This window comes from Deinococcus indicus (assembly GCF_002198095.1).
Classification (GTDB): Bacteria; Deinococcota; Deinococci; order Deinococcales; family Deinococcaceae; genus Deinococcus; species Deinococcus caeni.
Genome location: NZ_NHMK01000024.1, coordinates 84,577 through 109,085, shown reverse-complemented (window position 1 = coordinate 109,085; position 24,509 = coordinate 84,577). Strand labels below are relative to the sequence as shown.

Annotated in this window: 25 protein-coding genes and 1 riboswitch; of the genes, 17 read left to right on the top strand and 8 right to left on the bottom strand. The window is 70.4% G+C overall.

Features of this window, described 5'->3' with window-relative positions:
- The coding region (locus CBQ26_RS15655) for a response regulator (protein WP_143342172.1) at positions 1-396 on the bottom strand (396 nt) is incomplete at its 3' end.
- 106 nt (positions 397-502) lie between these two features.
- Between CBQ26_RS15655 and CBQ26_RS15650 the strand changes: the two genes are divergently transcribed.
- The gene (locus CBQ26_RS15650; protein ID WP_229844107.1) at positions 503-1,189 is read left to right on the top strand and encodes an HD domain-containing protein; all 687 of its coding nucleotides are present in this window, start codon (positions 503-505) and stop codon (positions 1,187-1,189) included.
- A gap of 65 nt (positions 1,190-1,254) precedes the next feature.
- On the opposite strand, the gene CBQ26_RS15645 is transcribed toward CBQ26_RS15650, so the two are convergent.
- Complete coding sequence (locus CBQ26_RS15645) at positions 1,255-1,878, bottom strand: histidine phosphatase family protein (protein ID WP_229844106.1); 624 nt, start codon at positions 1,876-1,878, stop codon at positions 1,255-1,257.
- A complete protein-coding gene (locus CBQ26_RS15640) occupies positions 1,875-2,276 on the bottom strand; it encodes an acyl-CoA thioesterase (RefSeq protein ID WP_088249574.1) in 402 nt (133 codons plus the stop codon). The genes CBQ26_RS15645 and CBQ26_RS15640 overlap by 4 nt, the downstream gene beginning before the upstream one ends.
- Positions 2,277-2,618: 342 nt before the next feature.
- Between CBQ26_RS15640 and CBQ26_RS15635 the strand changes: the two genes are divergently transcribed.
- The 7 genes from CBQ26_RS15635 (at position 2,619) to sugE (ending at position 9,073) form a co-directional block, all read left to right on the top strand.
- The gene (locus tag CBQ26_RS15635; RefSeq protein ID WP_088249557.1) at positions 2,619-3,755 is read left to right on the top strand and encodes an ABC transporter substrate-binding protein; all 1,137 of its coding nucleotides are present in this window, start codon (positions 2,619-2,621) and stop codon (positions 3,753-3,755) included.
- Positions 3,756-3,837: 82 nt separating this feature from the next.
- Positions 3,838-4,704 (top strand): branched-chain amino acid ABC transporter permease, encoded by an 867-nt coding sequence (locus CBQ26_RS15630; RefSeq protein WP_088249556.1) that lies wholly within the window; start codon positions 3,838-3,840, stop codon positions 4,702-4,704.
- Positions 4,701-5,693, top strand: coding sequence for a branched-chain amino acid ABC transporter permease (locus tag CBQ26_RS15625; RefSeq protein WP_088249555.1), 993 nt, complete (start codon positions 4,701-4,703; stop codon positions 5,691-5,693). Before CBQ26_RS15630 ends, CBQ26_RS15625 begins: the two co-directional genes overlap by 4 nt.
- A complete protein-coding gene (locus CBQ26_RS15620; RefSeq protein ID WP_088249554.1) occupies positions 5,686-6,507 on the top strand; it encodes an ABC transporter ATP-binding protein in 822 nt (273 codons plus the stop codon). The genes CBQ26_RS15625 and CBQ26_RS15620 overlap by 8 nt, the downstream gene beginning before the upstream one ends.
- Entirely contained in the window at positions 6,500-7,207 is a 708-nt protein-coding gene (locus CBQ26_RS15615) for an ABC transporter ATP-binding protein (protein ID WP_088249553.1), read from the top strand. The genes CBQ26_RS15620 and CBQ26_RS15615 overlap by 8 nt, the downstream gene beginning before the upstream one ends.
- On the top strand, positions 7,207-8,460 hold the full coding sequence (locus tag CBQ26_RS15610) for a serine hydrolase domain-containing protein (RefSeq protein WP_088249552.1): 1,254 nt from the start codon (positions 7,207-7,209) through the stop codon (positions 8,458-8,460). Before CBQ26_RS15615 ends, CBQ26_RS15610 begins: the two co-directional genes overlap by 1 nt.
- Positions 8,461-8,601: 141 nt before the next feature.
- A riboswitch (guanidine-III (ykkC-III) riboswitch) is annotated at positions 8,602-8,672 on the top strand.
- An 86-nt stretch (positions 8,673-8,758) separates the two neighbouring features.
- Positions 8,759-9,073 carry a quaternary ammonium compound efflux SMR transporter SugE gene (gene sugE / locus CBQ26_RS15605; protein ID WP_088249551.1) on the top strand — a complete coding sequence of 105 codons (315 nt, stop codon included), beginning with the start codon at positions 8,759-8,761 and terminating at the stop codon, positions 9,071-9,073.
- A 154-nt stretch (positions 9,074-9,227) separates the two neighbouring features.
- Here sugE and CBQ26_RS15600 read toward each other — a convergent pair whose 3' ends face one another.
- Positions 9,228-10,313, bottom strand: coding sequence for a quinone-dependent dihydroorotate dehydrogenase (locus CBQ26_RS15600; protein WP_088249550.1), 1,086 nt, complete (start codon positions 10,311-10,313; stop codon positions 9,228-9,230).
- A 71-nt stretch (positions 10,314-10,384) separates the two neighbouring features.
- Positions 10,385-10,843 (bottom strand): RrF2 family transcriptional regulator, encoded by a 459-nt coding sequence (locus tag CBQ26_RS15595; protein ID WP_088249573.1) that lies wholly within the window; start codon positions 10,841-10,843, stop codon positions 10,385-10,387.
- A 214-nt stretch (positions 10,844-11,057) separates the two neighbouring features.
- On the opposite strand from CBQ26_RS15595, the gene CBQ26_RS15590 reads away from it, so the two are divergent.
- The 4 genes from CBQ26_RS15590 (at position 11,058) to CBQ26_RS15575 (ending at position 15,376) form a co-directional block, all read left to right on the top strand.
- Positions 11,058-11,561, top strand: coding sequence for a GNAT family N-acetyltransferase (locus CBQ26_RS15590; protein ID WP_088249549.1), 504 nt, complete (start codon positions 11,058-11,060; stop codon positions 11,559-11,561).
- 38 nt (positions 11,562-11,599) lie between these two features.
- A complete protein-coding gene (locus CBQ26_RS15585) occupies positions 11,600-13,534 on the top strand; it encodes a chorismate-binding protein (protein ID WP_244898058.1) in 1,935 nt (644 codons plus the stop codon).
- Entirely contained in the window at positions 13,531-14,256 is a 726-nt protein-coding gene (locus CBQ26_RS15580) for an aminotransferase class IV (RefSeq protein ID WP_088249571.1), read from the top strand. Before CBQ26_RS15585 ends, CBQ26_RS15580 begins: the two co-directional genes overlap by 4 nt.
- Positions 14,257-14,404: 148 nt before the next feature.
- Positions 14,405-15,376 carry a phosphotriesterase family protein gene (locus tag CBQ26_RS15575; protein WP_088249548.1) on the top strand — a complete coding sequence of 324 codons (972 nt, stop codon included), beginning with the start codon at positions 14,405-14,407 and terminating at the stop codon, positions 15,374-15,376.
- Positions 15,377-15,457: 81 nt separating this feature from the next.
- Here the strand turns inward: CBQ26_RS15575 and CBQ26_RS15570 are convergent, their stop codons facing one another.
- Complete coding sequence (locus CBQ26_RS15570; RefSeq protein WP_088249547.1) at positions 15,458-16,042, bottom strand: hypothetical protein; 585 nt, start codon at positions 16,040-16,042, stop codon at positions 15,458-15,460.
- Between the two features lie 166 nt (positions 16,043-16,208).
- Between CBQ26_RS15570 and CBQ26_RS15565 the strand changes: the two genes are divergently transcribed.
- The 3 genes from CBQ26_RS15565 (at position 16,209) to CBQ26_RS15555 (ending at position 20,399) form a co-directional block, all read left to right on the top strand.
- Positions 16,209-17,189, top strand: coding sequence for a polyprenyl synthetase family protein (locus CBQ26_RS15565; protein WP_088249546.1), 981 nt, complete (start codon positions 16,209-16,211; stop codon positions 17,187-17,189).
- A gap of 554 nt (positions 17,190-17,743) precedes the next feature.
- Positions 17,744-18,988, top strand: a complete 1,245-nt coding sequence (locus CBQ26_RS15560) for a Glu/Leu/Phe/Val family dehydrogenase (protein WP_088249545.1) — start codon at positions 17,744-17,746, stop codon at positions 18,986-18,988.
- A gap of 58 nt (positions 18,989-19,046) precedes the next feature.
- On the top strand, positions 19,047-20,399 hold the full coding sequence (locus CBQ26_RS15555) for a Glu/Leu/Phe/Val family dehydrogenase (protein ID WP_229844104.1): 1,353 nt from the start codon (positions 19,047-19,049) through the stop codon (positions 20,397-20,399).
- Positions 20,400-20,739: 340 nt separating this feature from the next.
- Here the strand turns inward: CBQ26_RS15555 and panB are convergent, their stop codons facing one another.
- Together panB and CBQ26_RS15545 are read right to left on the bottom strand one after the other, a co-directional pair.
- Entirely contained in the window at positions 20,740-21,561 is an 822-nt protein-coding gene (gene panB / locus CBQ26_RS15550; RefSeq protein WP_088249544.1) for a 3-methyl-2-oxobutanoate hydroxymethyltransferase, read from the bottom strand.
- A gap of 212 nt (positions 21,562-21,773) precedes the next feature.
- The gene (locus tag CBQ26_RS15545; RefSeq protein WP_088249543.1) at positions 21,774-22,253 is read right to left on the bottom strand and encodes a DUF420 domain-containing protein; all 480 of its coding nucleotides are present in this window, start codon (positions 22,251-22,253) and stop codon (positions 21,774-21,776) included.
- Between the two features lie 153 nt (positions 22,254-22,406).
- Here CBQ26_RS15545 and CBQ26_RS15540 point away from each other — a divergent pair, with 153 nt between their 5' ends.
- Positions 22,407-23,441, top strand: coding sequence for a COX15/CtaA family protein (locus CBQ26_RS15540; RefSeq protein WP_088249542.1), 1,035 nt, complete (start codon positions 22,407-22,409; stop codon positions 23,439-23,441).
- Entirely contained in the window at positions 23,438-24,373 is a 936-nt protein-coding gene (locus CBQ26_RS15535) for a heme o synthase (protein ID WP_088249541.1), read from the top strand. The genes CBQ26_RS15540 and CBQ26_RS15535 overlap by 4 nt, the downstream gene beginning before the upstream one ends.
- Positions 24,374-24,509 lie beyond the last annotated feature (136 nt).

The window sequence follows — 24,509 nt, the reverse complement described above, 5'->3', positions numbered from 1 at the left end:
GGCGGCGGGCAGGGTGGCGGCGCTGTCGGCCAGCCATTCCTGAAGGGCCGGGAACAGCACGCCGGGCCGCAGGGGTTTACGCAGGACGTCCAGAACGCCCAGTTCGCGGGCCTCGGCGCGCAGGTCGTCCTCGACGACGCCGGTCATGAACACGACGGGCAGGTGCGGGTGGGTGCGTCGCAGGGTGCGGGCCAGTTCCACGCCGTCCATGCCGGGCATGCGCACGTCGGTCAGGACCAGGGCGGTGTCGGGGGTCAGGGCGGCCAGGGCGGCCTGTCCGCTGTCGGCCACGCGGACCGGCAGGTGCGGCGCGAGCAGGAACTCCATGGTCTGGCGGACCCCGGGGCTGTCGTCCACGATCAGGATCGAGGGGCGCCGGGGCAGGTGGGCGGTCATGGTGCGCAGCGTAACTGAACGGGCGTCACCCGGCCGTCACGGTTGTGCGGGCGGGCGTGACATTTTGCACACCGGACCGCGTGTGGGCGGCTGGCATACTGCACGCGTGACCCTCCCCTCTGCCCGACCGCCCGTCCCGCTGGAACCGCTGCTGGCCCTGGATGCCCGCCTGGACGGCGTGTGGGCCTGGGTGCAGACGCAGATGCGCCCGGACGCCGCGCACGACGACGCGCACCTGCTGCGGGTGGCCCGCTGGACGCTGCGCTGCGCGCCGGACGTGCCGCCGGTCCTGGCGGTCGCGGCGGCCCTGTCGCACGACGTGGTGAACCTCCCCAAGAACCACCCGCAGCGGGCGCAGGCCAGCGAACGGAGCGCGCAGGCGGTGCGCGAGGCGCTGCCGGGCCTGGGGTTCACGCCCGACGGGGTGAACGAGGTCGCGCTGGCCGTGCGGGACCACAGCTACTCGCGCGGCGCGCGGCCGGAGACGCCGCTGGGCGCGGCGCTACAGGACGCCGACCGCCTGGACGCCCTGGGCGCGCTGGGGGTGCTGCGCGTGGCGGGCGTGGGCGGTCAGCTGGGGCGGGCGCTGCTGGACCCGCTCGATCCCTGGGCGCAGGCGCGCGAACCGGACGACCTGGCGTTCACGGTGGATCACTTCTTCACGAAGCTGCTGCGCCTGGACGGCACCTTCCTCACGGCCGCCGGTCAGGTCGAGGCGCGGCGCCGCACCCGCACCATGCGCGCCTTCCTGACCGAACTGGCCGCCGAGCTGGAGGTCGAGCCGCCGGCCTGATCCGGACGGCCGGCGGGTCCGGGGATCACCCGGAACCCGTATTGCCGCCACTCTGCGGGTCCGGATCAGTCTTCTAGGTGGGCGTGGTCGTTGTAGGTCATGAGGGTCCAGCGGTCCCCGGCGCGGGTCAGGGTGGTGAGGCTGGTGTGGGCCAGCTGGTAGTCGAAGGGCAGCACGTAGCCGGGCACGGGCCGGGCGGGCCAGTCGAACAGGGTGCACAGCAGGGCGCGGATGGCGGCGCCGTGCGTGAAGGCGATCACGCGGCCCGGCGAGAGTTCCCCGGCCCAGTCGCGCAGCCGCTCGCCGACCTGCGCGAGGCTCTCGCCGCCGCCGGGGGCGGGCAGGGCCCAGGGGTCGCGTTGCCAGTCGTGGTAGGCGGGGTCACGCTGCACGTCGGCGGTGGTGACGCCCTCGAACTGCCCGAAGTTCAGTTCGCGCAGGCGGACGTCCAGGGTCAGGGGCTGGCCGGGCAGGGTCCGTTCGGCGGTGCGGGCGGCGCGGCTCAGGTCGCTGCTGTACACGCGGTCGAAGGCGCGGCCGCGCAGGCGGGCGTGCAGGCGCGCGGCCTGCGTTTCGCCCAGCTGGCCCAGCGGGGTGTCGGTCCAGCCCTGCCAGCGGCCGGCGCCGTTCCAGTCGGTCGCGCCGTGGCGGACCAGGGTCAGGTGCAGTGGGTGTTCGGGGGTCGTCACGGGCGGGCCTCGGGGTCCGGGTGGGCGCTGCTGGTGTCGTGCCCGTCGGCCAGGGCCGGCACGGGGCGGGGGCGGTTGTGGTCGTCGAGCGCCACGAACACGAAGTACCCGGTGGTGGCGAGTTCCTGTTCGCCGGTGGGCATGTCCTCGCGGTACACGTCCACGCGGATGGTCATGCTGGTCCGGCCGACCTTCACGACCTGCGCGTCGAGGGCGACGGCGTCTCCAACGCGGATCGGTACGTGGAAGTCCACGCCGTCCATGCGGGCGGTCACGACGTTCCCCCCGGCGTGCCGGACGGCGGCGATGCTGGCGGCCTTGTCCATCAGGGACAGCACCCAGCCGCCGAAGGCGGTGCCGTGGTAGTTGGTGTCCTTGGGGAACACCAGTTCCAGCATGCGGGCGCGGCTGCGGGGGGCCGGGTTGCGGGTGGGGGCGGGGTCGGTCACAGCTCATCAGTGTAGGGCGCGGCTGCGTGGGCGGGGGTGTTGCGGTCTGGATCGACCCAGCATCTTTCGTTGGGCTTTCGTTCGGCGCCCCAGGCGGCCTCTTTCCGGCGCGTCTGAGCTTCTGGCGCGCCGCCGACTTTTCATGTGCCAGCCGCCGGTGGTGACCCGAAGGGTGATTGACACCCCACCGGGCGCGTGCCACCATGATCTGCACTCACAACTTGTACTACGTTCAGCGTTTCAGAAGTCGGGGCAGCTGGTGTCCCTTCGCGCTGTCCACGGGAGGTTCCTATGAACAAACGTCTCCTCTTCCCCGCCCTGTTCGCTGCCCTGGCCGGTTCCGCCCTGGCCGACAAGGTCGTCAGCATCGGGTACTCCGGCCCCCTCTCGGGCGGCGCGGCCTTCTACGGCAAGGACGTGCAGAGCGGCCTCGAGATGGCCATCAAGGAACTCAACCAGACCGGCGTGACCGTCAAGGGCGAGAAGGTCACCTTCAAGCTCGTGTCGCTGGACGACCGCTACCTGCCCAACGAGACGGCCACCAACGTGCGCCGCCTGACCAGCCAGGGCGCGAACATCGTGTTCGTTCCGCACTCGGGCGGCATCCTGACCGTGCAGCCCCTGACGGCCCGCGACCCGGAATTCCTGCTCGTGGCGTACTCCAGCGAACCCAAGATCCTCGAAGCGAAGAACCCCATGACCTTCATGCTGCCGCCGCGCTTCGACAACTACTTCCAGCCGTTCACGGCCACCCAGATGAAAGCCTTCGGCAAGAAACTGGGACTGATCCCCACCACCAGCGCCTACGGTAAGCAGTGGACCGAGGGTCTGGTCGAGGAATGGAAGAAACAGGGCGGCACGGTCGGCGCGAACAACGGCGTGGACTACAACACCACCGTCGACTACTCCAGCGCCGTCAGCAAGGCCCTGGCCGAGAAACCCGACGTGCTGTTCATCGGCGGTCCCAGCCAGCCCACCGCGCTGGTCGTGAAGGCGGCGCGCGAGCAGGGCTTCAAGGGCGGGTTCATCGTGATGGACCAGGCGAAGTTCGAGCAGATGGACACCATCGTGCCCCGCTCGTACCTGGACGGCAGCGTGGGCATCCTGCCCACCATCGAGTACGCCGGCACGCAGGTGTTCAAGGCGCAGTACCAGCGTCAGTTCAAGAAGATCCCCACCAGCGAGGCCGCGCTGAACTACATGGGCATGAACATCATTGCCAAGGCCATGGAACTCGCGGGCACCACCGACGACCCCAAGGCGATCCGCGCGAAACTGGACGCCGCCGCCAAGGCCCTGCCGCTCGGCAAGACCGTGTACAAACTCGCGGGCGTGACCGCCGGAGGCCACGTGGACGCCGAGTTCGTGATCGCCAGCGTCAAGGGCGGCAAGTACACCAAGCTGCGCATGGCGAAAGTCTTCAAGTAAGCACCCCTCTCCGCGCCCCGCATCGGTCGGGGCGCTTTTTTTCCAGCGTGATCCGTCCCTGCCTTTCCCACGGAGTGTTCCCTTGACCCTGTTCCTGCAACAACTCTTCAATGCCGCGGCGCTGGGCGGCGTGTACGCCCTGGTCGCCCTGGGCCTGACGCTGGTCTACGGCGTGATGCGCGTCCCGAACTTCGCGCACGGCGGCCTGTACATGCTCGGCGCCTACTTCACCTTCGCGGGACTGACCCGGCTGGGCTGGCCGTACCTGCTGTCGCTGCTGGTGGCGGCGCTGCTGGTGGCCGCCATCGCCGCCCTGATGGAACGCTTCATCTTCTACCCGCTGCGGGACGCGCCGCACGTGCAGCCCATGATCGCCGCGATCGGGGTGCTGTTCTTCATGGAGGCCGCCATCGCGCACCCGCGCGTGTTCGGCCCGGAATTCCAGACCATGCCGTCACCCATCAATACCATCGTGAACGTGGGCGGCGTGACCGTCACCGGGCAGCGCCTGCTGGTGATCGCCGCGAGCGTGCTGGTGGTGTTCGGCCTGAACTACTTCCTGAAACGCACCCTGACCGGCGCGACCATCGAGGCCATGAGCCAGAACCGGCAGGGCGCGCGGCTGGTGGGCATCGACACGAACCGGGTGGGCATGCTGACCTTCGCGATCAGCGGGGCGCTCGCGGCGGTCGCGGCCGCCCTGATCGCGCCCATCAACCTGGTGTCGCCCAGCATGGGTGAGGTCATGAACCTCAAGGTGTTCGCCATCATCATCCTGGGCGGCATGGGCAGCGTGCCAGGCGCCATCGTGGGCGCGTTCCTGCTGGCCTTCGCCGAGACGTTCGGCGGGGCGTACATCAGCACGGACTTCGCGGACGTGATCGGCTTCGCGGTGCTGGTGCTGGTCCTGGCCCTCAAACCGCAGGGTCTGTTCCGGAGGAGCGCATGAAACGCGTGTCCTGGGGCTGGGCGGCGCTGCTGGTCGTCGCGGCGCTGCTGCCGCTGCTGCGGCCCAGCGGGTACCTGCTGGACATCGGCGTGAACATCATGATCTTCGCGATGGTCGCGTACGGCATGAACGTGCTGCTGGGCTACACCGGGCAGCTGCCGCTGGCGCACGCGGGCTTCTTCGCCATCGGCGCGTACACGGTCGGCATCCTGACCCTGAAGGCCGGGTGGAGTTTCTGGCTGGCGTGGCCGGCGGCGGTGCTGCTGTGCGCGGCGCTGGGTCTGCTGCTGGGGCTGGTGGCGTTCCGCACGCGCGGGGACGTGTTCGCGATCTTCACGCTGGGCGTGGGCGTGATCATCATGCTGGTCATCAACAAGTGGGACTCGCTGACCGGCGGGAACGAGGGCCTGAACGGCGTGAACCCCCCCGCCGGCCTGGAAGCCTTCGCGCAGGCGCTGGGCCTGAAACTCTCGGCCGGGTTCTACTACCTGGCGCTCGTGTCGCTGGTCCTGACGGTCGTGGCGGTCGCCCGCGCGCGCGGCAGCACCTTCGGCCTGTCCCTGATCGCCATCCGGGGCGGCGAGGACCTCGCGCGCAGCGCCGGCATCAACGTGTACGCCCACAAACTGCGCGCCATGATGTTCTCGACGGCCATCGCGGGCTTCGCGGGCGGCGTGTACGCCGTGTACATCGGGTTCCTGGGGTCGGCGGCGGCGTCCCCGGCGCAGACGTTCACGATCCTGCTGTACCTGCTGGTCGGCGGGCTGGGCACCCTGGCCGGGCCGCTGCTGGGCACCGCGCTGATGTACGGCCTGACGCAGGCGCTGCAGGGCCTGGAAGACTACCGCTTCCTGATTTTCGGGCCACTGCTGGTCGTGCTGGTGATGTTCGCGCCGCAGGGACTGGTGGGATTGTGGCTGCGGGAACGCGCCAGACGGGCCGTGCGGGCGCAGGGCCGCGCGCAGGCGCAGGAGGTGAACCGTGCTTGAAGTTCAGGATCTGGGAATTCGTTTCGGCGGACTGCACGCCGTCAAGGACGTGACGGCCAGCATTCCCGCCGGGCAGATCACGGCCATCATCGGGCCGAACGGCGCGGGCAAGAGCACCTTCTTCAACCTGATCAGCGGGTTCTACCAGCCCACCTCGGGCCGCATCCAGTTCGCCGGGGAGGACATCACGCGCCTGAAGACGCACGAGGTCGTGTCGCGCGGCATTGCCCGCACCTTCCAGACGACCACCATCTACCGGGAACTGTCGGTGCTGGAAAACGCCATGATCGGCCACCGGGTCCGCACGCGCGCCGGGCTGCTCGACGCGCTGCTGCGCACCGGCCGTGAACGGCAGGACGTGCAGGGCAGCCGCGACGGGGCGATGGCCGCCCTGACCCGCGTGGGGCTGGCGGCGCAGGCGCACCTGCCCGCCGGGGCGCTGACGCAGGAGGGGCAGAAACGGGTGGGGATCGCCATGGCGCTGTCCAGCGACCCGAAACTGCTGCTGCTGGACGAACCGGCCGCCGGCATGAACCCCGAGGAGACCGTGAACCTGATGGCCCTGATCCGCGAACTGGTCGCGGGCGGCCTGACGGTCGCGCTCGTGGAACACAAGATGAGCCTCGTGATGGGACTCGCCGATCAGATTCTGGTGCTGCACCACGGGCAGAAGATCGCGCAGGGCACGCCCGCGCAGGTCAGCCGCGACCCGGCCGTGATCGAGGCGTACCTGGGATCGCACGCGCACGGCGGGCAGATGGGCCAGACCACCCCCGCAGAGACCACGCTGCAGAAGGGAGGGGCACATGCTTGAGATCCGCGACCTGAACGTGAAGTACGGGCATTTCACGGCGCTGCGGGGCGTGAACCTGACCGTGCAGAGCGGCGAGATCGTGGTGCTGCTCGGCGCGAACGGCGCGGGCAAGAGCACCCTGTTCCGCACCCTGAGCGGCCTGCAACGCCCCAGCGGCGGCAGCGCCACATGGAACGGCAGGAGCCTCACGACCGGACGCCCGGAAGTCAACGTGGCGAACGGCGTGGCGCAGTGCCCGGAAGGCCGCCTGCTGTTCCCGGAACTGAGCGTCGAGAAGAACCTGCGCCTGGGCGCGTTCGTGCACCGCCGCGACGCCAGCGGCACCGCGCGGGAGCTGGAACGCGTGTACGAACTGTTCCCCGCGCTGGTCGAGAAGCGCGGCGCGCCCGCCGGGAGCCTGTCGGGCGGGCAGCAGCAGATGGTCGCCATCGCCCGCGCGCTGATGGCCCGCCCGCAACTGCTGCTGCTGGACGAACCCAGCCTGGGGCTGGCGCCGCTGGTCGTCGAGCAGGTGTTCCAGGCGGTGCAGCGCGTGAACGCCGAGGGCGTCTCGGTCCTGCTGGCCGAGCAGAACGCCTTCGCGGCCCTGGGCATCGCGCACCGGGGGTACGTGCTGGAAGGCGGACAGATCACGCTGGACGGCCCGCAGCAGGCGCTGATGACCGACGACCGCGTGCGCAGCGCGTACCTGGGCGTCTGATGACCCGCGCCGCGCCCGCCGGGGCAGGCCTGGACCCAGCTGGCCTGGACCCGGCCCGCCTGGAGCGCTGGGAAACGCACCTGAAAACCCGCTACCTGGACACCGGCATCCTCCCGAACGCCCTGACCCTGGTGTACCACCGGGGGCAAGTCGTTCACCAGCGGGCGCAGGGCCTCGCGGACGTGGAGGCCGGCACGCCGCTGCGGGACGATCACATCTTCCGCATCTACTCCATGACCAAACCCATCACGAGCCTCGCGTTCATGATGCTGGTCGAGGAAGGCCTGAGCGCCCTGAGCGACCCGGTCAGCTCCGTGCTGCCGGAGTGGGCGAACCTGGGCGTGTGGACCGGCGGCACGCACGGCAGCTTCAGCAGTGCCGCGCCGCGCCGCCCCATGCAGATGGTGGACCTGCTGCGCCACACGTCCGGCCTGAGTTACCACATCCAGCAGGGCGGGCACCTGGACGGCGCGTACCGCGACCTGGGCCTGGGCGTGAAGACCACCCTGCCGGAATTCGTCGCGGCTCTGGCGGAGCTGCCGCTGGAACACGAGCCCGGCGAGCACTGGCACTACTCGGCCGCCACCGACGTGCTCAGCTACGTGATCGAACGCCTGAGCGGACAGCCCTTCGAGGACTTCGTGCAGGAACGCATCCTGACGCCGCTGGGCATGACGGACACGGGCTTTCACGTTCCGGCCGACAAACTGGACCGCTTCCTGCCCTGCTACGCCCTGACCGGGCAGGGCCGCGTGCTGTTCGACCCGACCGCCGGACGCTTCACGCGCCCTCCGCGCTTCGTGTCCGGCGGGGGCGGCCTCGTCTCCACCGCCGCCGACTACCTGCGCCTGTGCCGCCTGTTCCTGCGCGGCGGCGAACTGGACGGCACGCGCCTGATCAGCCCCAAGACCCTGGAACTCATGACCCGCAACCACCTGCCCGGCGGGGCCGACATCGCCCGCATGGCCCTGTCACCCATCGCCGTCTCGGAAACCAGCGCCGCCGGCGTGGGCTTCGGCCTGGGGTTCGCCGTCACGCTCGACCCTGTGCGTACCCTGCGCGCCGGGAACGCCGGGGACTACTCGTGGGGCGGCGCGGCCGGCACGTACTTCTGGGTGGACCCCACCGAGGACCTCGCCGTGATCTTCATGACGCAGCTGCTCCTCTCCCCCGACCGCGTGCGCGACGACCTGCGGACCTTCGTGTACGCCGCCCTGACCGACACGCCCACCCGGCCCCGCAGTCTCGCCTGAGAAGAACTCCGGTGGCGTGGCAGATACCCCTCACCCCCTGCTACGCAGGGCCCTCTCCCCACGGAGAGGGTTTTTTATTTGTGTAGGGACACGTTTACAGTTCTGTACCCGTCTGCTTACACGGGTGGCTTATTCTGGGTTCAGTCGCCCCCAGAGGGGCCGCACTCCGGACGAGAGCACCGCCGTACCCGGTCAAGACAAGACGGCGTAACACGGTCACGGTTTCTCGCTTCATTCGGTTCAGGTCGATTTCGGGGCACTCCCGATCAATCTGAATACCATCCTCTGGAGGTGTCACATGGCATGGACGCTGCTGTTTATCGCCGGTCTGCTGGAAGTCGGCTGGGCCATCGGTCTGAAGTACACGGAGGGCTTTACCCGCCCGCTCCCCACGGTCCTGACGGTGGCGAGCATGATCGCCAGCATGGCGCTGCTGGGGCTGGCGACCAAGACGCTGCCCATCGGGACGGCGTACGGCGTGTGGGTGGGGATCGGCGCGGTTGGCGCCGGGATTCTGGGCATCGTGCTGCTGGGCGAGTCGGCCAGTCCGGCGCGGCTGGCGTTCATGGCGCTGATGGTCGTGGCGATCATCGGCCTGAAAGCCACGAGCTGACGGGCGCGGCTGGCGGGTTCATACGGATTCCGTTTGTTTCGCCAACAATCCGGAACTTCGCCAGATTGCCGGCTCCACGTCCGGAACCCGTTTTGCTCCCACTCGCTTCGCTCGGATTGAACGGGCTTTGCAGCCCTTTCAATCGGAGTCCGTATCAGGCATCCGCGCCGACGGCCTCGCTGACGCTGCGCAGGCCGTCGCGTTCCAGCAGGGCGTTCAGGCCGGTGTGGAGGCGGCGCACGAGGCCGGGGCCTTCGTAGACCAGGGCGGAGTACACCTCGGTCAGGGAGGCTCCGGCGCGGATCTTGTCGTAGGCGTCCTGCGCGGTGAAGATGCCGCCCACGCCGACGATGGGGGTGCGTCCGGCGGTCTGGCGGTACGCGGCGCGGATCAGCTCGGTGCTGCGGGTGGTCAGGGGGCGTCCGCTGAGGCCGCCGGTCTGCGTCTGGTGCGGGTGGGTCAGGCCCGCGCGGTCCAGGGTGGTGTTGCTGATGATCAGGCCGGACGCTCCGGCGTTCACGACGGCGTCCACGCTGGCCTCGAAGTCGGCGGGGTGCAGGTCCGGCGCGAGTTTCACGAGGACCGGCGGGGCATTCAGGGTCCGTACGCGCCCGGCCTCCACGCCGTTCACGACGGCGCGGACGAGGGCCGCGAGTTCATCGGCGGCCTGCAGGGCGCGCAGGCCCGGCGTGTTGGGGCTGCTGACGTTCACCACGAAGGCGTCGGCCACGTCCTGCAGGGCCGTGACGCATTTCAGGTAGTCGTCGGTGGCGGCCTCGTTGGGCGTGACCTTGTTCCGGCCGATGTTCACCCACACGGGCGCGGTGCGGTGCGGCAGGGCGCGCAGGTGGGCGTGCAGGGCGGCCGCGCCGCCGTTGTTGAAGCCCATGCGGTTGATGAGTGCCTGGTCGGGCGGCAGGCGGAACAGGCGGGGGCGGTCGTTCCCGGCCTGCGGGAGCGGCGTGACGGTCCCGACTTCCAGGAAGCCGAAGCCCAGGGCGCTGAAGGCGGGGACGGCCACGCCGTTCTTGTCGAGTCCGGCGGCCAGTCCGACCGGGCTGCTGAAGGTGCGGCCCCACAGCGTCTGCGTCAGCGCGGGCGCACTGGGCGCGGTCACGCGGCGGGCCAGGGCGGGCCACGCGGGCACGCGCGAGGCGAGCTGCAGTCCGTCAATGGTGAGGTGGTGGGCGTCCTCGGCGTCCAGGTGGAACAGCAGCGGCTTGATCAGCGAACGGTACACGGCCCCCAGCATAGGCGATGGGGGGAGGGCACCCTGCGCGGCGCCTCTCCCCCCTTGCCGGGCGGGCCGGGTCAGCCCAGCGGCGGGTAGTGGGGTTCGAGCTGCACGAGGCGGGCGTGCTGCTGGCGGTCGCTTTCCTCGATCAGGTCGGCCAGGGTGGTGCTGCCCAGCACGTCGCGCAGGGCGGTGTCCACGCGGTACCAGAGGCTCTGGGTGCCGCAGACGTTCTGGCTGTCGCAGACGTGGTCGTCCTCGACGCACTGGACAGGCGCGATGCTGCCTTCCATGGCGGTGACGACGTCGTAGGCGTTGATCTCGTGGGGGGGGCGGGCGAGGCGGTAGCCGCCGTGCGCGCCGCGGATGCTCTTGATGAACCCGGCGCGGCGCAGGTTGCTGGCGATCTGTTCCAGGTAGTGCTGGCTGATGCCCTGGCGTTCCGAGACGTCCTTGAGGGGTACGGCCTCGCCGCCGCGCCGCGCGATCTCGATCAGGGCGCGCAGGCCGTACTGTGCTTTGGTCGACACCCACATGCCGTCCATTCTACGCCCTAATTCCGGGCGCAGTGTAAGGGTTTCAGGAGTTAACGCGAATGATTCTCGTGTATCATTAAGGATCGGTGGGGTCAGACGGACTCCGGTTGAATGGGCTGCAGGGACCGTCCGGTCTGAGCGAAGCGACCCGTAGAGCGGCCCCGCAGCCGACGAGAACAACGCCCCTCCCGGCGCGGCCGTGTCATGCTCGGGCATGACCACCCGGCTTGTCCCGCTCAGCGCCCACCACGAGGCCGCGCTGCTGGCCCTGACGCTCCCGCCCGAGCAGCGGCCGTTCACGACGCACCCGGCCGACCTGCTGCCCGATCTGCGCGGCGACCCGCAGCGCCGGGGCGTGACCATCCTCGACGGCGACGAGGTCGCGGGCCTGTTCGCGCTCTCCAGCGGCCCGCACTGCGAGAAGTGCCTCAGTGAACCGGACCCGCACGCCGTGGCGGTCAGCTCCCTGAGCATCGACACCTCCCGGCAGGGGCGCGGCGTGGGAACGGCCGCCATGCGCCAGCTGCCGTCGCTGGTCCCCAGCCTGTTCCCGGAGGCGCGGCGGGTCGTGCTGGTCGTGAATCAACGCAACCCCGCCGCGCGGCGCGTGTACGAGAAGGCCGGGTTCACGGTCACGGGCGAGCGCCAGGGACCCGTCGGGGCGCAGTGGGTCATGACGCTCGCCCTCGCGTGGCCGCCCGGTCCCGGATCCGCCTGAAGGAACGTGGCGCGGCCAGCCCCGGTACAATCCGGCGCGTGAACGGCCCCGCTGCCCTGCCTGATCACCTCTTCCCGTCCCCGGCGGACGTGCTGCGCCGCCTGCGTACCCAGGGCGCGCCGGGCGTGGTGCTGCTGGAGTCGCTGGGGCCGGTCGTGCCGTACGGGTCGCGGTCGTTCCTGAGCGCGTGGCCGGCGCGGGTGTCGCACGACCTGCCGCCGCGCCTGCCGGGAGACGCGTTCTTTCCGGCGTGGCTGGGCGGCCTGAAGTACGAGGCGGCCCGCGCGTTCGGGCTGGCCGCGCACGCCCCGCACGGCGAGGCGATGTGGTGGGGCGAGTACCCGTCCGGGCTGGTGTGGGACCGCGCGGCGGGCACGCTGGAGATCGTGGGCGAGCCGCATGTGGACTGGGCGGCGCTGCTGGCCCTTGACCCCGGAACGGAGCCGACCCTGAGCGTGGGGCCGTTCGGCGCGGACGACGTGGACTACCCGGCGGGCGTGCGGGCCGTGCAGGAACTGATCCGGGCCGGCGAGGTGTATCAGGTGAACCTGTCGCGCGGCGTGCGGGCCGAGGCGACCGGTGATCCGCTGGCGGCGTACCTGCGGCTGCGCGAGGTGAACCCCAGTCCGTTCATGGCCTTCGCGGACCTGGGCGCCGAGGTGGTCGTGTCGTGCAGCCCGGAGCGGCTGGTGCGCTGGCAGCGTGACCCGAGCGGGCAGGGAGATGACGGGCAGGGGGATGAACTGAGTGCGCGGCCCATCGCGGGCACCCGGCGGCGCGGCGAGACGCCCGCCGAGGACGCCGCCCTGGAAGCCGAACTGCGCGCCAGTGGCAAGGAGGTCGCCGAGCACACCATGCTGGTGGACCTCGTGCGGCACGACCTGGGCCGCGTGGCCGCGCCGGGCAGCGTCAGCGTACCGGACCTGATGCTGGTCGAGCGCTACAGCCACGTCATGCATCTGGTGTCGGAGGTCACGGCGCAGGCCCGCGCGGACACAACGCTGCGCGAGGTGCTGGCCGCCACCTTCCCCGGAGGGACGATCACGGGCGCGCCCAAGGAGCGGGTCATGGAGGCCATCGCGGCGCTGGAGCCGGGACCGCGCGGCTGGTACACCGGGGCGCTGGGCCTCGTGAGCGGCGCGGCGGTGGACCTGAACATCCTGATCCGCACGGCAGCCTTCACGCGGGGCGAGACGGGGAACTGGACGGTGGAGGTCCGCGCGGGCGGCGGCACCGTCATCGACGCCGACCCGGCGCGCGAGGCGCAGGAAACCGTCCACAAGGCCCAGGCCCTCCTGAGCGTGCTGGCGGGCGTGCCGGGCCGCGCCGCGCAGCCGCCCGCGCCGCCCACGCCGGGCGTGCCGTGGTCGCCTCCGCCCGCCGCCACGCACACGGGCCTGCGGGTGCTGCTGCTGGACAACCGCGACTCGTTCACCTGGAATCTGGTGCATGACCTGCGGGCGCTGGGCGCGCAGGTGGACGTGCGCTCCCAGGACGAGGGACTGGCGGACCTGCTGGCCCTCGCCCCGGACGCCGTGCTGGTCGGCCCCGGCCCCGGCACGCCGGACTCCAGCGGCGTCACGCTGGCACTGACGGGCGCGTGCCTGGAAGGGAACGTGCCGCTGCTGGGCGTGTGCCTGGGCCACCAGGCGCTGGGGCAGGTGCTGGGCGGCCGGGTGGAGCGGGCGCAGCCGGTCCACGGGCGGCCCGAGTTCGCGCGGCACGCCGGGACCGGCCTGTTTGCGGGCGTGCCGCAGGACGCGCCGTTCGGGCGGTACCACTCGCTGGTCGTGCGCGGCCTGAACCCCGACCTCGTGACCGCCACCAGCGCGGACGGCGAGGTCATGGCGCTGGAGGTGCCGGGGCGGCCCGCGTGGGGCGTGCAGTTCCACCCGGAAAGCGTCCTGAGTCCCGCCGGGCGCACCCTGCTGGGCAACTGGCTGACCCTGAGTGCCGCGTGGCAGCGGACATGAACCCACTGCCGGACGGCGTGAACGACCCCGCGTGGCTGCACGGCGCGACCGCCTTCACGACCGTCCGCACCCGCCGGGGCGCGCCGCTGCTGTGGCCCGAACACCTCGCACGGCTGCGCGACACCTGCGCGTTCCTGGGCCTGCCCGCCCCGGACCCCGACCCGCCCCCCCTGGACCCGCACCCCTGGGGCCTGCTGCGCGTGACCGTCACGGACAGCGGCACCTTCGCCTCGCACCGCCCCCTGACGCCCGGCCCCCGCCCGGACGGCGGCGTGACCGTCCGACTGACCGGCGTGCAGGTTCACCCGCAGCTGGGCGCGCACAAGACCGGCAATTACCTCCCGTACCGCCTCGCCGTGCGGGAGGCCGCGCCCGCCTTCGAGGGTCTGCTGCTGGACGCACACGGGCAGGTCGTGGACGGCAGCCGCACCTCGCCGCTGCTGGAACTGGACGGCGCCCTGGTCGTCCCGGCCGGCGGGCTGCCCTCCGTGACCCGCGCCACCTTCCTGCTGGGCACGCCGCACGTCACCCGGCCCGTCCCCGCGGCCGAACTGGCCCGCGTGACCCGCGCCTGGGTGTGCGGCAGCGGCGTGGGCGTGGTACCCGTGACCCGCCTGGAGGGCCTGAGCGGCACGTACCCGGCGCGTGACCTGAACGCAGCGTGGCCGGACACGACCGACCCGTCGCTCGTCTGGCCCGGCACTGATCTGGCCCAACACTGATCTGGCCCGGCGGCCGGGCAGTTCCGCTTGACGGGCCTCTGCCCGGCTGACAGCATGACCTCCTGACACAACCCATCCGCCGGGGCGGGCGCGGCCTGCCCATCCGGGTTCCGTATCGACCGGGCTTCACGGCCCGCAGGAGGTCCGCATGAGTGCACAGACCGTTACCGGCCCCGTTCCTGCCAGCGAACTGGGATTCACCCTGCCGCACGAGCACCTCCTGTTCGGGTACCCCGGTTATCAGGGGGACCTGACGCTCGGTCCGTTCGACCGGGAGGCGGCCCTGAATGCCTGCGAGGACGTGGCCCGCAGCCTGCTGGCGCGTGGCGTGCGGACGCTGGTGGACGCCACCCCGAACGAGTGCGGGCGCGACCCGGCGTTCCTGCGGGATCTGAGCGAACGCAGCGGCCTGCGGATCCTGTGCAGCAGCGGTTACTACTACGAGGGCGAGGGGGCCGCGACGTACTTCAAGTTCCGGGCGTCGCTGGGGGGCGGCGAGGCCGAGATCGAGGAACTGATGCGCCACGAGGTCACGGCCGGCATCGGCACGAGCGGCGTGCGGGCGGGGGTGATCAAGCTGGCGAGCAGCCGCGACGCGATCACGCCCTACGAGCAGATGTTCTTCCGGGCGGCGGCGCGCGTGCAGCGGGACACGGGCGTGCCGATCATCACACACACGCAGGAGGGCCGGCAGGGGCCGCAGCAAGCGCAGTTGCTGCTCTCGCACGGCGCGGACCCGGCCCGGATCATGATCGGGCACATGGACGGCAACACGGACCCTGCGTACCACCGCGAGACGCTGGCGCACGGCGTGAGCGTCGCCTTCGACCGGCTGGGGTTGCAGGGGCTGGTGGGCACGCCCACCGACGCGCAGCGGCTGGACGTGCTGACCACGCTGCTGGGCGAGGGCTTCGCGGACCGGATCCTGCTGTCGCACGATTCGATCTGGCAGTGGCTGGGCCGCCCGATTCCCATGCCGGACGCCATCCTGGGTGCCGTGAAGGACTGGCACCCGCTGCACCTGACGGACGACATCCTGCCGGAACTGGAGCGCCGGGGCGTGGGGGCCGAGCAGCTGCGACAGATGACGGTCGGGAACCCCGCGCGACTGTTCGGCTGACGCCCGCAGCTCAACAGAAGGGGCGGCCCCGCCATCTCGACGGGGCCGCCCTGACTGCACTACCGGGAATGCGCGGCTGGTTCAGTGGCGTTCGCTCTGAAGCTGGCCGGCGCCGACCGCGTCGTCGAGTTTGACGGCGCCGTGCTTGCGCATCAGGCTCAGGGCTTCGTCGGCGCGCGCGCCGCTGGGGTCGCGGGCGATGACCATGACGTGGCCGCCCTTCATGCCGGCGTAGAACTTCTCGGCCTGCGCGGCGGGAACGCCCATGCGGCGCAGCAGGTTCACGTAGTCGCCGTGGTCGCTGCCGGCCAGCGCGCCGAACAGGGCGCCCAGGGCGCCGCCGCCGATCACGCCGAACAGCACGCCCAGCAGGCCGCCTTCCTGGTAGATGCGGGTGACGGGGATGATCAGCAGCAGCAGCCAGATCGGCACGGTGATGACCAGGCCGCCCACGATGCCCAGCAGGGCGCCCTTGATGACGGCGGCCGACCCGGCCGGCTGGCCGGCTTCGGGGCTGACGCCGGTCTGCTGGGCGATGTCATTCTCGGCGACCACGTCGGTCAGGGCGAATCCGAGGTGTTCACGTTCGAAGCCGCGCTGTTGCAGGGCCTGCAACGCACCCTGCGCCTGTTGTGGTTCGCGGAAGAGAGCAACGACACTTTCCATACGAGCGTTTTAGCATGAGGGACATGTGACTGGCGAGGGACAAGCGGGTACGGAGCGCGGCGTTTCTTCATGCAGGTCTTCATGCACCCTGTTTTCTCCCCTCGCCGGGGGTGTTTTGGCGGCGGGCGGTACGTTTTGCCCCCCGGACGTTTCCTATACTGCGCGCATGACTGGTGTGGCGGACCTCTGCGTTCCGGACGTGACTTTCGACGCGCGTCTGCGTGAGGTGCTGCGCTCGGACGTGGAGTTCATCGAGTTGATCGGTGACGATCTGGTCGCGGCGGGCGGGAAGCGCGTGCGGCCGACGCTGGTGCTGCTGGCGGCGCAGGCGCTGGGGGCGCGGCCGGGCGGCGCGGCGGCCCGCTGGAGTGACGTGGTGGACCTGGGTGTGGGTGTGGAGTTGCTGCACTCGGCGTCGCTGCTGCACGACGACCTGATCGACGACGCGGATACGCGCCGGGGGCAGCAGGCGGCGTTCCGGCGGTTCGGGAACGTGGTGAGTGTCATGAGCGGCGATTTCATGCTGTCGCGCCTGCTGGTGCTGCTGTCGGGCCTGCCGGGCAGTCCGGTCCTGACGCGCATGTTCGGGCAGACGGCCAGCGTGATCTGTGAGGGCGAGGTCCTGCAGTTCCAGCTCGCGGCGTACCAGGAGTACGAGTTGCGGCATTACCTGCAGGTGATTCATGGTAAGACGGCGGCCCTGACGGAGCTGGCGGCGTCGGCGCCGGCGGTGCTGCTGGGCGCGTCCGCTGCCGCGCAGGAGGCGCTGGCGACCTTCGGGCGGGAGTACGGCATGGCCTTCCAGATGCAGGACGATCTGCTGGACCTGTCGGGTGAGGAAGCGGTGATCGGGAAGCCGGTGGGGGGCGACCTGCGCGAGGGCAAGGCGACGATGCCGGTGCTGGCGCTGCTGGACGGCGCGCATGCCGACGAGGTGCGGTCGGTGCTGGAGCGGCGGGCGGCGCAGCCGGGGGATGTGGAGCGGGTGCGGGCGCTGGCGGCGCAGTCGGGCGCGCTGGAGCGCACGCGTGAGGAGATCCGCCGCCGGGCGCGGCTGGCGATCCGGGCGCTGGACGTGCTGCCGCCCTCCGAGGCGCGTGAGGCGCTCTCGCGGCTGGCGCAGCGTGAGATTGACCGCCTGAACTGATCCGAGCAAAACGACAGGCAGAGAAATGGATTCCAGGCGTGGCGTTGAGCATCCGGCGCCCTTCCGGGTCGTCAGGGTGGCAATCGCCATCTGTGTGACGGGTGGGCGTCTGCCGGGCGTTGTGGCGACGGCAGGGTGTCGCGGGTCTTTCCGGCCCGAGTGACGGTGTGGTGTCCTGCGGGTCAGGACGCCGGGCGTGACCCTGGGTCGGGTGGTGCCGGGAGGGTGCCCTTTCCCTTGACCTGCCGTTTGTCAGGTCGGGTGGGGGTCCGGCGCAAGAATGCTGCGCTGGAATCGTTTCCCGTTTTACGCGTGAGGAGCGGGGCAAACCGGGGTTGACGGCGGATTGAATACTGGATACAACTTGGGCGTAAGATCCGTTCAGCCCACCCTGGCAGCGGGCCGACCGTGGCCCCGCACCTGTCTATGCGACTACGGCGCGGCGTGTATGCTCTGGGGGCCAAAACCTCCGCTCACCGCCCCGACTTCCCGGACCGGACGGTCCCGGAAGCACCCACCCCCCTTCCCCACCCGGAAGGACAAGGAGACCGTTCATGCGGGCATCAGGACTCAACTGGCAGGGGCTCATGGAGCAACTCCAGCAGGCACTTCCCCACTGCGAGGTCACCGACCAGTCCCTCGCGTACTTCAAATACCCCAAACGCACCGTCAGCGTGAACCTCCCGGTCCGCATGGACGACGGCAGCATCCGCGTGTTCCGCGGCTACCGCACCGTCCACAGCACCTCGCGCGGCCCCAGCATGGGCGGCGTGCGCCTGCGCGCCGGCATCAACGCCCACGAGTGCGAGGTCCTCGCCGCGATCATGACCCTCAAGGCCGCCGTCGCCGACCTGCCGCTCGGCGGGGCCAAGGGCGGCGTGGACGTGGACCCCAGTGGCCTCAGCCCCCACGAACTCGAGGGCCTGATGCGCCGCTACACCAGCGAACTGGTCGAACTGATCGGCCACCGCGAGGACATCCTGGCCCCCGACATCGGCACCGACGCGCAGGTCATGGCCTGGATGCTCGACACCTACAACGAGAACACCGGCCAGACCAGCAACGGCGTGGTCGTCGGCAAACCCCTGGCGCTGGGCGGCAGCTACGGCAGCAAGGACGCCCGTGGCCGCAGCGCCGCCCTGGTCGCCGCGCGCGTCCTGCGCGAGAACGGCGAGAGCGTCGAGCGCGCCCGCGTGGCCGTGTACGGCTTCGGGGACGGGGGCCGCAAGGCCGCGCAGACCCTCGCGGCGGCCGGCGCGCTGATCGTGGCCGTCAGCGACCAGGACGGCGCGGCGTACGCCAGCGGCGGCCTGGACCTCGACGCGCTCAGCGCCCACCGCGAGGCGCACGGCACGGTGCGCGGCTTCGCCACCGACATCACCGCCGACGAGGTCATCGAACTCGACGTGGACCTGCTGATGCTCGCCTACGACTACGGCAGCGTGAACGCCGGGAACGCCCACGCCGTGCGCGCCCGCTACGTCGTGGAAACCACCAACCGCGCCGTGCTGCCCGAGGCCGAACGCTTCCTGCACGGGCAGAACGTCACCGTGATTCCCGACCTGATCGCCAGCATCGGCGGGGTCGTCGTGAACTACCTCGAATGGGTGCAGGACGCCAGCAACTTCTTCTGGAGCGAGGAAGAGATCGAGTCCGCCATCGACGCCCGCGTGGACGCCGCCGTGGACGCCGTCCTGGAATTCATGCGCACCCGCCGGACCGACATGCGCACCGCCGCGTACGCCCTGGCCCTGAACCGCCTGCACAACGCGACCGTCATGCGCGGCCTGTACCCGTAACCGGCGCCGAACCTACCCCCCCCCACCTGTTTTCCCCCCTCCGAAGGAGGCCCCCACCATGACCGCCACCCAGGACCCCAGCCATCAGAACCCCGGCCAGCAGAATTCCGGCCATCAGCCCCAGAAGAAGTACGGCGCGCACGACATTCCCAGCTACCTCGACCCGAACAACCTCGGGCCGTACGAGATCTACCTCGAACAGGTCGAGCGCGTCACGCCGTACCTGGGCAAACTCGCGTACTGGGTCGAGACGCTCAAGCGGCCCAAACGCATCCTGGTCGTGGACGTCCCCATCCACCTCGACGACGGCACCGTCGCGCACTTCGAGGGCTACCGCGTGCAGCACAACACCTCGCGCGGCCCCGCCAAGGGCGGCGTGCGCTTCCACCAGGACGTGACCCTCAGCGAGGTCATGGCGCTCTCGGCCTGGATGACCATCAAGAACGCCGCCGTGAACCTCCCGTACGGCGGCGGCAAGGGCGGCATCCGCATCGACCCGCGCAAGTACTCCACCGGTGAACTCGAGCGCCTGACCCGCCGCTACACCACCGAGATCGGCCTGATCATCGGGCCGGAAAAGGACATCCCCGCGCCGGACGTGAACACCAACCCGCAGACCATGGCCTGGATGATGGACACGTACTCCATGAACGTGGGCCGCACCGCCACCGGCGTCGTGACCGGCAAACCCGTGTCGCTGGGCGGCAGCCTGGGCCGCGCGGACGCCACCGGACGCGGCGTGTTCGTCTCGGGCGCCGAGGCCATGAAGAAACTCGGGATGCCCATGCAGGGCGCGCGGGTGGCCGTGCAGGGCTTCGGGAACGTCGGCGAGGCCGCCGCACGCATCTTCCACGAGCACGGCGCGCGGATCGTGGCCATCCAGGACGTGAGCGGCACCGTCCACAGCAGCGCCGGCATCGACCCGGCCGCCGCGCTGGAGCACCTGCGCCGCACCGGCTCGATCCTGGGCCTGCCCGGCACCGAGGAACTGAAACGCGACGAGTTCTGGGACGTGGACTGCGACGTCCTGATTCCCGCCGCGCTGGAAAAACAGATCACGCTGGAGAACGCCGGACGCATCCGTGCCAAGCTGATCGTCGAGGGCGCCAACGGCCCCACCATTCCCGCCGCCGACGACCTGCTCGCCGAGCGCGGCGTGACTGTCGTGCCGGACGTGCTCGCCAACGCCGGCGGCGTGACCGTGTCGTACTTCGAGTGGGTGCAGGACTTCAGCTCGTTCTTCTGGACAGAGGACGAGATCAACAAACGCCTCGACCGCATCATGAGCGAGGCCTTCGTGAGCCTCTGGGACGTGAAGGAACGCCACGGCGTGACCCTGCGCACCGCCGTGTACATCGTCGCCTGCACCCGCGTGCTCGAAGCGCGCGCCCTGCGCGGCCTGTACCCGTAAGAAGTTGATGGTCGATAGTTGATGGAGGATGGGTGACGGAGAGCGGGAACGCTTCCGTCACCCATCAACTTTCAACCATCAACCGTTCACCGCTCCCCCTTATCTGGGCGGCACGCGCAGGGGCAGGCCCGCCTGGGGCAGAGGCAGGCCTGAGGGCAGCCGGTCCAGACGGCCGCGCGGCACAGGCTCCGGCTCGCCATCCGCCATCCGGATTCCGTTTGTTTCGCCGACAATCCGGAACGTCACCGGATTGCCGGCTCCACGTCCGGAACCCGTTTCTCTCCTGCTCGCATCCGCTCGGATTGAACGGGCTTTGCAGCCCATTCAATCGGAGTCCTTATCAGTACAGTTTGCCCAGCACGTCGTCTTTCATGACGAAGGAGTTCTCCTTGGTGGGGAAGGCGCGGGCGCGGACCTCGGCGGCGTAGGTTTCGATGGCCTCGCGGGACAGGCGGCCCACCTCGGCGTAGCGTCTGGCGATCTTCTTGTCCTCACCCTCGTACACGCCCAGCAGGTCGTGCGTGACGAGCACCTGTCCGTCGCAGCCGACGCCCGCCCCGATGCCGATGGTGGGCACGCTCAGGCGTTCGCTGATCAGGTTCGCCAGCCGGGCCGGAATGGCCTCCAGGACCACGCTGAACGCCCCGGCGGCTTCCAGGGCCACGGCGCCGTCCAGGGTGGCGCGGGCCGTCCCGTCGTCCTTGCCCTGCACGCGCAGGCCGCCCTGGGCGGTCGCGGTCTGCGGCATCAGGCCCACGTGACCCATGACGGGAATGCCGTTGCGGGTCAGGGTCTGCACGACCTGCAGGATTTCGGGCGTGGCGCCCTCCATCTTGATGGCGTCGGCGCCGGTCTCCTGGATGACCCGCACGGCGCTGCGCATGGCGTCCTGCACGCCCGTGTGGTACGTGCCGAACGGCAGGTCCACGACCATGAACGTGCCGGGCGCGCCGCGCCGCACCGCGCGGGCGTGGTGGATCATGTCGCCCAGCGTGACGGGCGCGGTGCTGTCGTAGCCCAGCACCACGTTGCCCAGGCTGTCCCCGACCAGGATCAGGTCCACGCCGGCCGCCTCGGCGTGCCGCCCGCCGGGGTAATCGTAGGCGGTGACCATCACCAGCGGTGCGTCGGAGTGCTGCAACTCCGGAATGCTGCGTTTCATGCGGGCAGGGTAGCAGAGGCGCGCCGCGCCCGCCTCCGCCGAGCCCTGGGTGTCATACGGACTGCCGTTTGTTTCGCCGACAATCCGGGACGTTACCGCCCCTGCCGGATCCATGTCCGGAGGGGCGTTGCTCTCCTACTCTGCGGGGCAACTCTACGAGTCGCTTCGCTCGGACCCAGCGGGTTTTGCAGCCCATTCAATCGGAGTCTGTATCAGCCCTTGATGACCTCGCCGTAACTGTGCAGCACGATATAGATGATCCAGCCGGTCACGGCCACGTACAGCCACACCGGGACGGTCCAGCGGACCCAGGCGCGGTGCCGGTTGAAGTATCCGCGCGCGGCCGGCGCGTCGATGTTGCCCAGGTTCCCGGCGGCCTTGAGGCCCTTGACGGCGTTCCACAGGGCGCCCAGGGCGAGCGGCAGGTTCGCGGTCGCCAGGATGATGTGGCTGATCAGCAGCACGAAGTACGCCGTGCGCCACTCCTCGGGACCGTCGTATTTCTTCTCGTAGCCCAGGCTCAGGCGCGTCAGGTACAGCACCAGGAACACGCTCGCCAGCGCGACGGCGACGATCATGGCGCGCATGTGCGCTTCACGCATGCCGCGCCGGATGAGGTACACGCCCACGCACAGGGCCAGGCCGCTCAGGACAATCGTGATGACTGCCCACTGGTTGATCGTTTCCGCCATATCGGCCCCAGTGTACGGGGGGCGGCGCAGGGCAGGTGTCCGCCCCCGCGCGGGGGGGACAGGGGGGACAATCGGCTGCCAGGGGGTGCGGGTAGAATGCGGGCCGCTGACCGCCGCCCCGCCAGGGTGCTCTGGCGGCGAGGAAGGTGAAACATGAGTGGAACGCGGACAGTTCCCCGCACGGGTGCGGGTGCGTGGCTTCCCCGGCTGGCCTGGGCAGCCCTGATCTACAACGTGCTGGTGATCCTGTGGGGCGCCGTCGTACGTATCAGTGGCGCCGGGGCCGGCTGCGGGGACCACTGGCCGCTGTGTAACGGCGTGGTCGTGCCGCAGAGCCCGACGCTGCACACGGTCATCGAGTTCAGTCACCGCCTGACCAGCGCCGCGAGTGGCCTGCTCGCCATCGGGCTGGTCGTCCTGGCGTTCCGGTCCACGGGGCGCGGCCACCCGGTCCGCCTGGGGGCCGTGCTGAGCCTGGGCCTGATCATTCTCGAGGGGCTGGTGGGCGGCGTGCAGGTCCTGCTGGGCCTGACGGCCGACAGCACCGATCCGGCGCGCGGGTTCGTGCAGGGCATTCACCTGGCGAACACCTTCCTGCTGCTGGGCGCGCTGCTGCTGACGGTGCTGTGGGCGTCCGGCGAGCCGAAGTTGCGCCTGCGCCGTCAGGGGCTGGTGGGCGCCTGGAGTTTCGTGGGGCTGGCGCTGCTGCTGGTGCTGGGCATGGCGGGCGCGGTCACGGCGCTGGGGGACCTGCTGTTCGCCCCGGCGGACGGCAGCACGCCCATCGAGACGGTCAAACGGGACTTCGGCGTGACGGCCACCGTGATCGAGAACATGCGCGTCGTGCACCCCATGCTGGCCGTGCTGACCAGCGCGTTCCTGGTGTGGCTGGGCGTGTTCCTGCGCCGCGAACGGCCGGGCGCCGGGACGAACCGCTGGAGCGCGGTCCTGTGGGCGCTGCTGGGCGCGCAGATGGTCGCGGGCCTGACGAACGTGGTCCTGAAGGCCCCGGCGTGGATGCAGCTGACGCACCTGCTGCTGTCGTGCCTGCTGTGGCTGGCGACCGTTATGCTGGTGTACCGCGCCCTGACGGCCCTGCGTGTTCAGTCGCACGCCGGACCGGCTGCCGGTGCGGACTTTTCAGGCAGTGACGGCCCCGGACGGGCCGTGAGGAACGTGAACCTATGACGACCGAAACCATCCCGGCCGACGCCGGAGCCGTGCGGGAGCGCGCCACCTGGCGTGACTACCTGTCCCTGACCAAACCGAAGGTCATCAGCCTGCTGCTGTGGACGACCGTGACCGCCATGTTCATGGCCGAGCGGGGCGTGCCGGACCTGTGGCTGCTGCTGGTGGTCAGCGTGGCCGGGTACGCGTCGGCGGGGTCGGCGGGCGTGTTCAACATGATCATCGACCGCGACATCGACCTGAAGATGGCCCGCACGGCGCAGCGGCCCACGACCAGCGGCCTGATCAGCACGCGCAGCGCCGCGATCTTCGGCGGGGTGTTGCAGGTCGCGTCGTTCCTGATGCTGTGGGTGTGGGCGACGCCGCTGGCCGCCTGGATGAGCCTGGCGGGCTTCCTGACGTACGTGGTCGTGTACACGCAGCTGCTCAAGCGCAACACCTGGCACAACATCGTGCTGGGCGGCGCGGCCGGGTGCTTCCCGCCGCTGGTGGGCTGGGCGGCCGTGACGGGCGACCTGAACCTGTTCGCGTGGTTCCTGTTCGCGATCATCTTCTTCTGGACGCCCGTGCACTTCTGGGCGCTGGCGCTGATGATCAAGGACGAGTACCGCGAGGTCGGGATTCCCATGCTGCCCGTCGTTCACGGCGACAAGCTGACGGTCGCGCAGATCGGCCTGTACGCCATCTACACGGTGGTGCTGTCGGTGATGCCGGTGTTCTTCCGCGAGGTCGGCGCGATCTACTTCGTGACGGCCGCCGGGCTGGGCGCGTGGCTGCTGGTGCTGTCCTGGCGGCTGTACCGGCACGTGATGGCCGGGAACAAGGTCGAGCGGCGCGTGGCCGTGCCGCTGTACCTGTACTCGATGCTGTACCTGGCGCTGCTGTTCGTGGCGGCTGCCGCCGACCGCATGGTGTTCGCGTCCCTGCTGTAACGGCGGGTGCTATCCGGGCGGGTCCTGTCGGTGACGGCAGGGCCCGTTCCCTCATGCGGGGGGCGTGGGCGGGGAGCATGATGGCCGTGTCCGGAAGGTGGGTGCGGCCCCGCTGGGAGCCGGTCAGGACACTTGC

Coding starts and splice junctions, on each gene's coding strand:
- CBQ26_RS15535 (WP_088249541.1), top strand. CDS start 23,438: ATGACGACCGAAACCATCCCGGCCGACGCCGGAGCCGTGCGGGAGCGC.
- CBQ26_RS15545 (WP_088249543.1), bottom strand. CDS start 22,253: ATGGCGGAAACGATCAACCAGTGGGCAGTCATCACGATTGTCCTGAGC.
- CBQ26_RS15615 (WP_088249553.1), top strand. CDS start 6,500: ATGCTTGAGATCCGCGACCTGAACGTGAAGTACGGGCATTTCACGGCG.
- CBQ26_RS15640 (WP_088249574.1), bottom strand. CDS start 2,276: ATGCTGGAACTGGTGTTCCCCAAGGACACCAACTACCACGGCACCGCC.
- panB (WP_088249544.1), bottom strand. CDS start 21,561: ATGAAACGCAGCATTCCGGAGTTGCAGCACTCCGACGCACCGCTGGTG.
- CBQ26_RS15625 (WP_088249555.1), top strand. CDS start 4,701: ATGAAACGCGTGTCCTGGGGCTGGGCGGCGCTGCTGGTCGTCGCGGCG.
- CBQ26_RS15580 (WP_088249571.1), top strand. CDS start 13,531: ATGAACCCACTGCCGGACGGCGTGAACGACCCCGCGTGGCTGCACGGC.
- CBQ26_RS15610 (WP_088249552.1), top strand. CDS start 7,207: ATGACCCGCGCCGCGCCCGCCGGGGCAGGCCTGGACCCAGCTGGCCTG.
- CBQ26_RS15560 (WP_088249545.1), top strand. CDS start 17,744: ATGCGGGCATCAGGACTCAACTGGCAGGGGCTCATGGAGCAACTCCAG.
- CBQ26_RS15575 (WP_088249548.1), top strand. CDS start 14,405: ATGAGTGCACAGACCGTTACCGGCCCCGTTCCTGCCAGCGAACTGGGA.
- CBQ26_RS15565 (WP_088249546.1), top strand. CDS start 16,209: ATGACTGGTGTGGCGGACCTCTGCGTTCCGGACGTGACTTTCGACGCG.
- CBQ26_RS15540 (WP_088249542.1), top strand. CDS start 22,407: ATGAGTGGAACGCGGACAGTTCCCCGCACGGGTGCGGGTGCGTGGCTT.
- CBQ26_RS15590 (WP_088249549.1), top strand. CDS start 11,058: ATGACCACCCGGCTTGTCCCGCTCAGCGCCCACCACGAGGCCGCGCTG.
- CBQ26_RS15555 (WP_229844104.1), top strand. CDS start 19,047: ATGACCGCCACCCAGGACCCCAGCCATCAGAACCCCGGCCAGCAGAAT.
- CBQ26_RS15595 (WP_088249573.1), bottom strand. CDS start 10,843: ATGTGGGTGTCGACCAAAGCACAGTACGGCCTGCGCGCCCTGATCGAG.
- CBQ26_RS15570 (WP_088249547.1), bottom strand. CDS start 16,042: ATGGAAAGTGTCGTTGCTCTCTTCCGCGAACCACAACAGGCGCAGGGT.
- CBQ26_RS15635 (WP_088249557.1), top strand. CDS start 2,619: ATGAACAAACGTCTCCTCTTCCCCGCCCTGTTCGCTGCCCTGGCCGGT.
- sugE (WP_088249551.1), top strand. CDS start 8,759: ATGGCATGGACGCTGCTGTTTATCGCCGGTCTGCTGGAAGTCGGCTGG.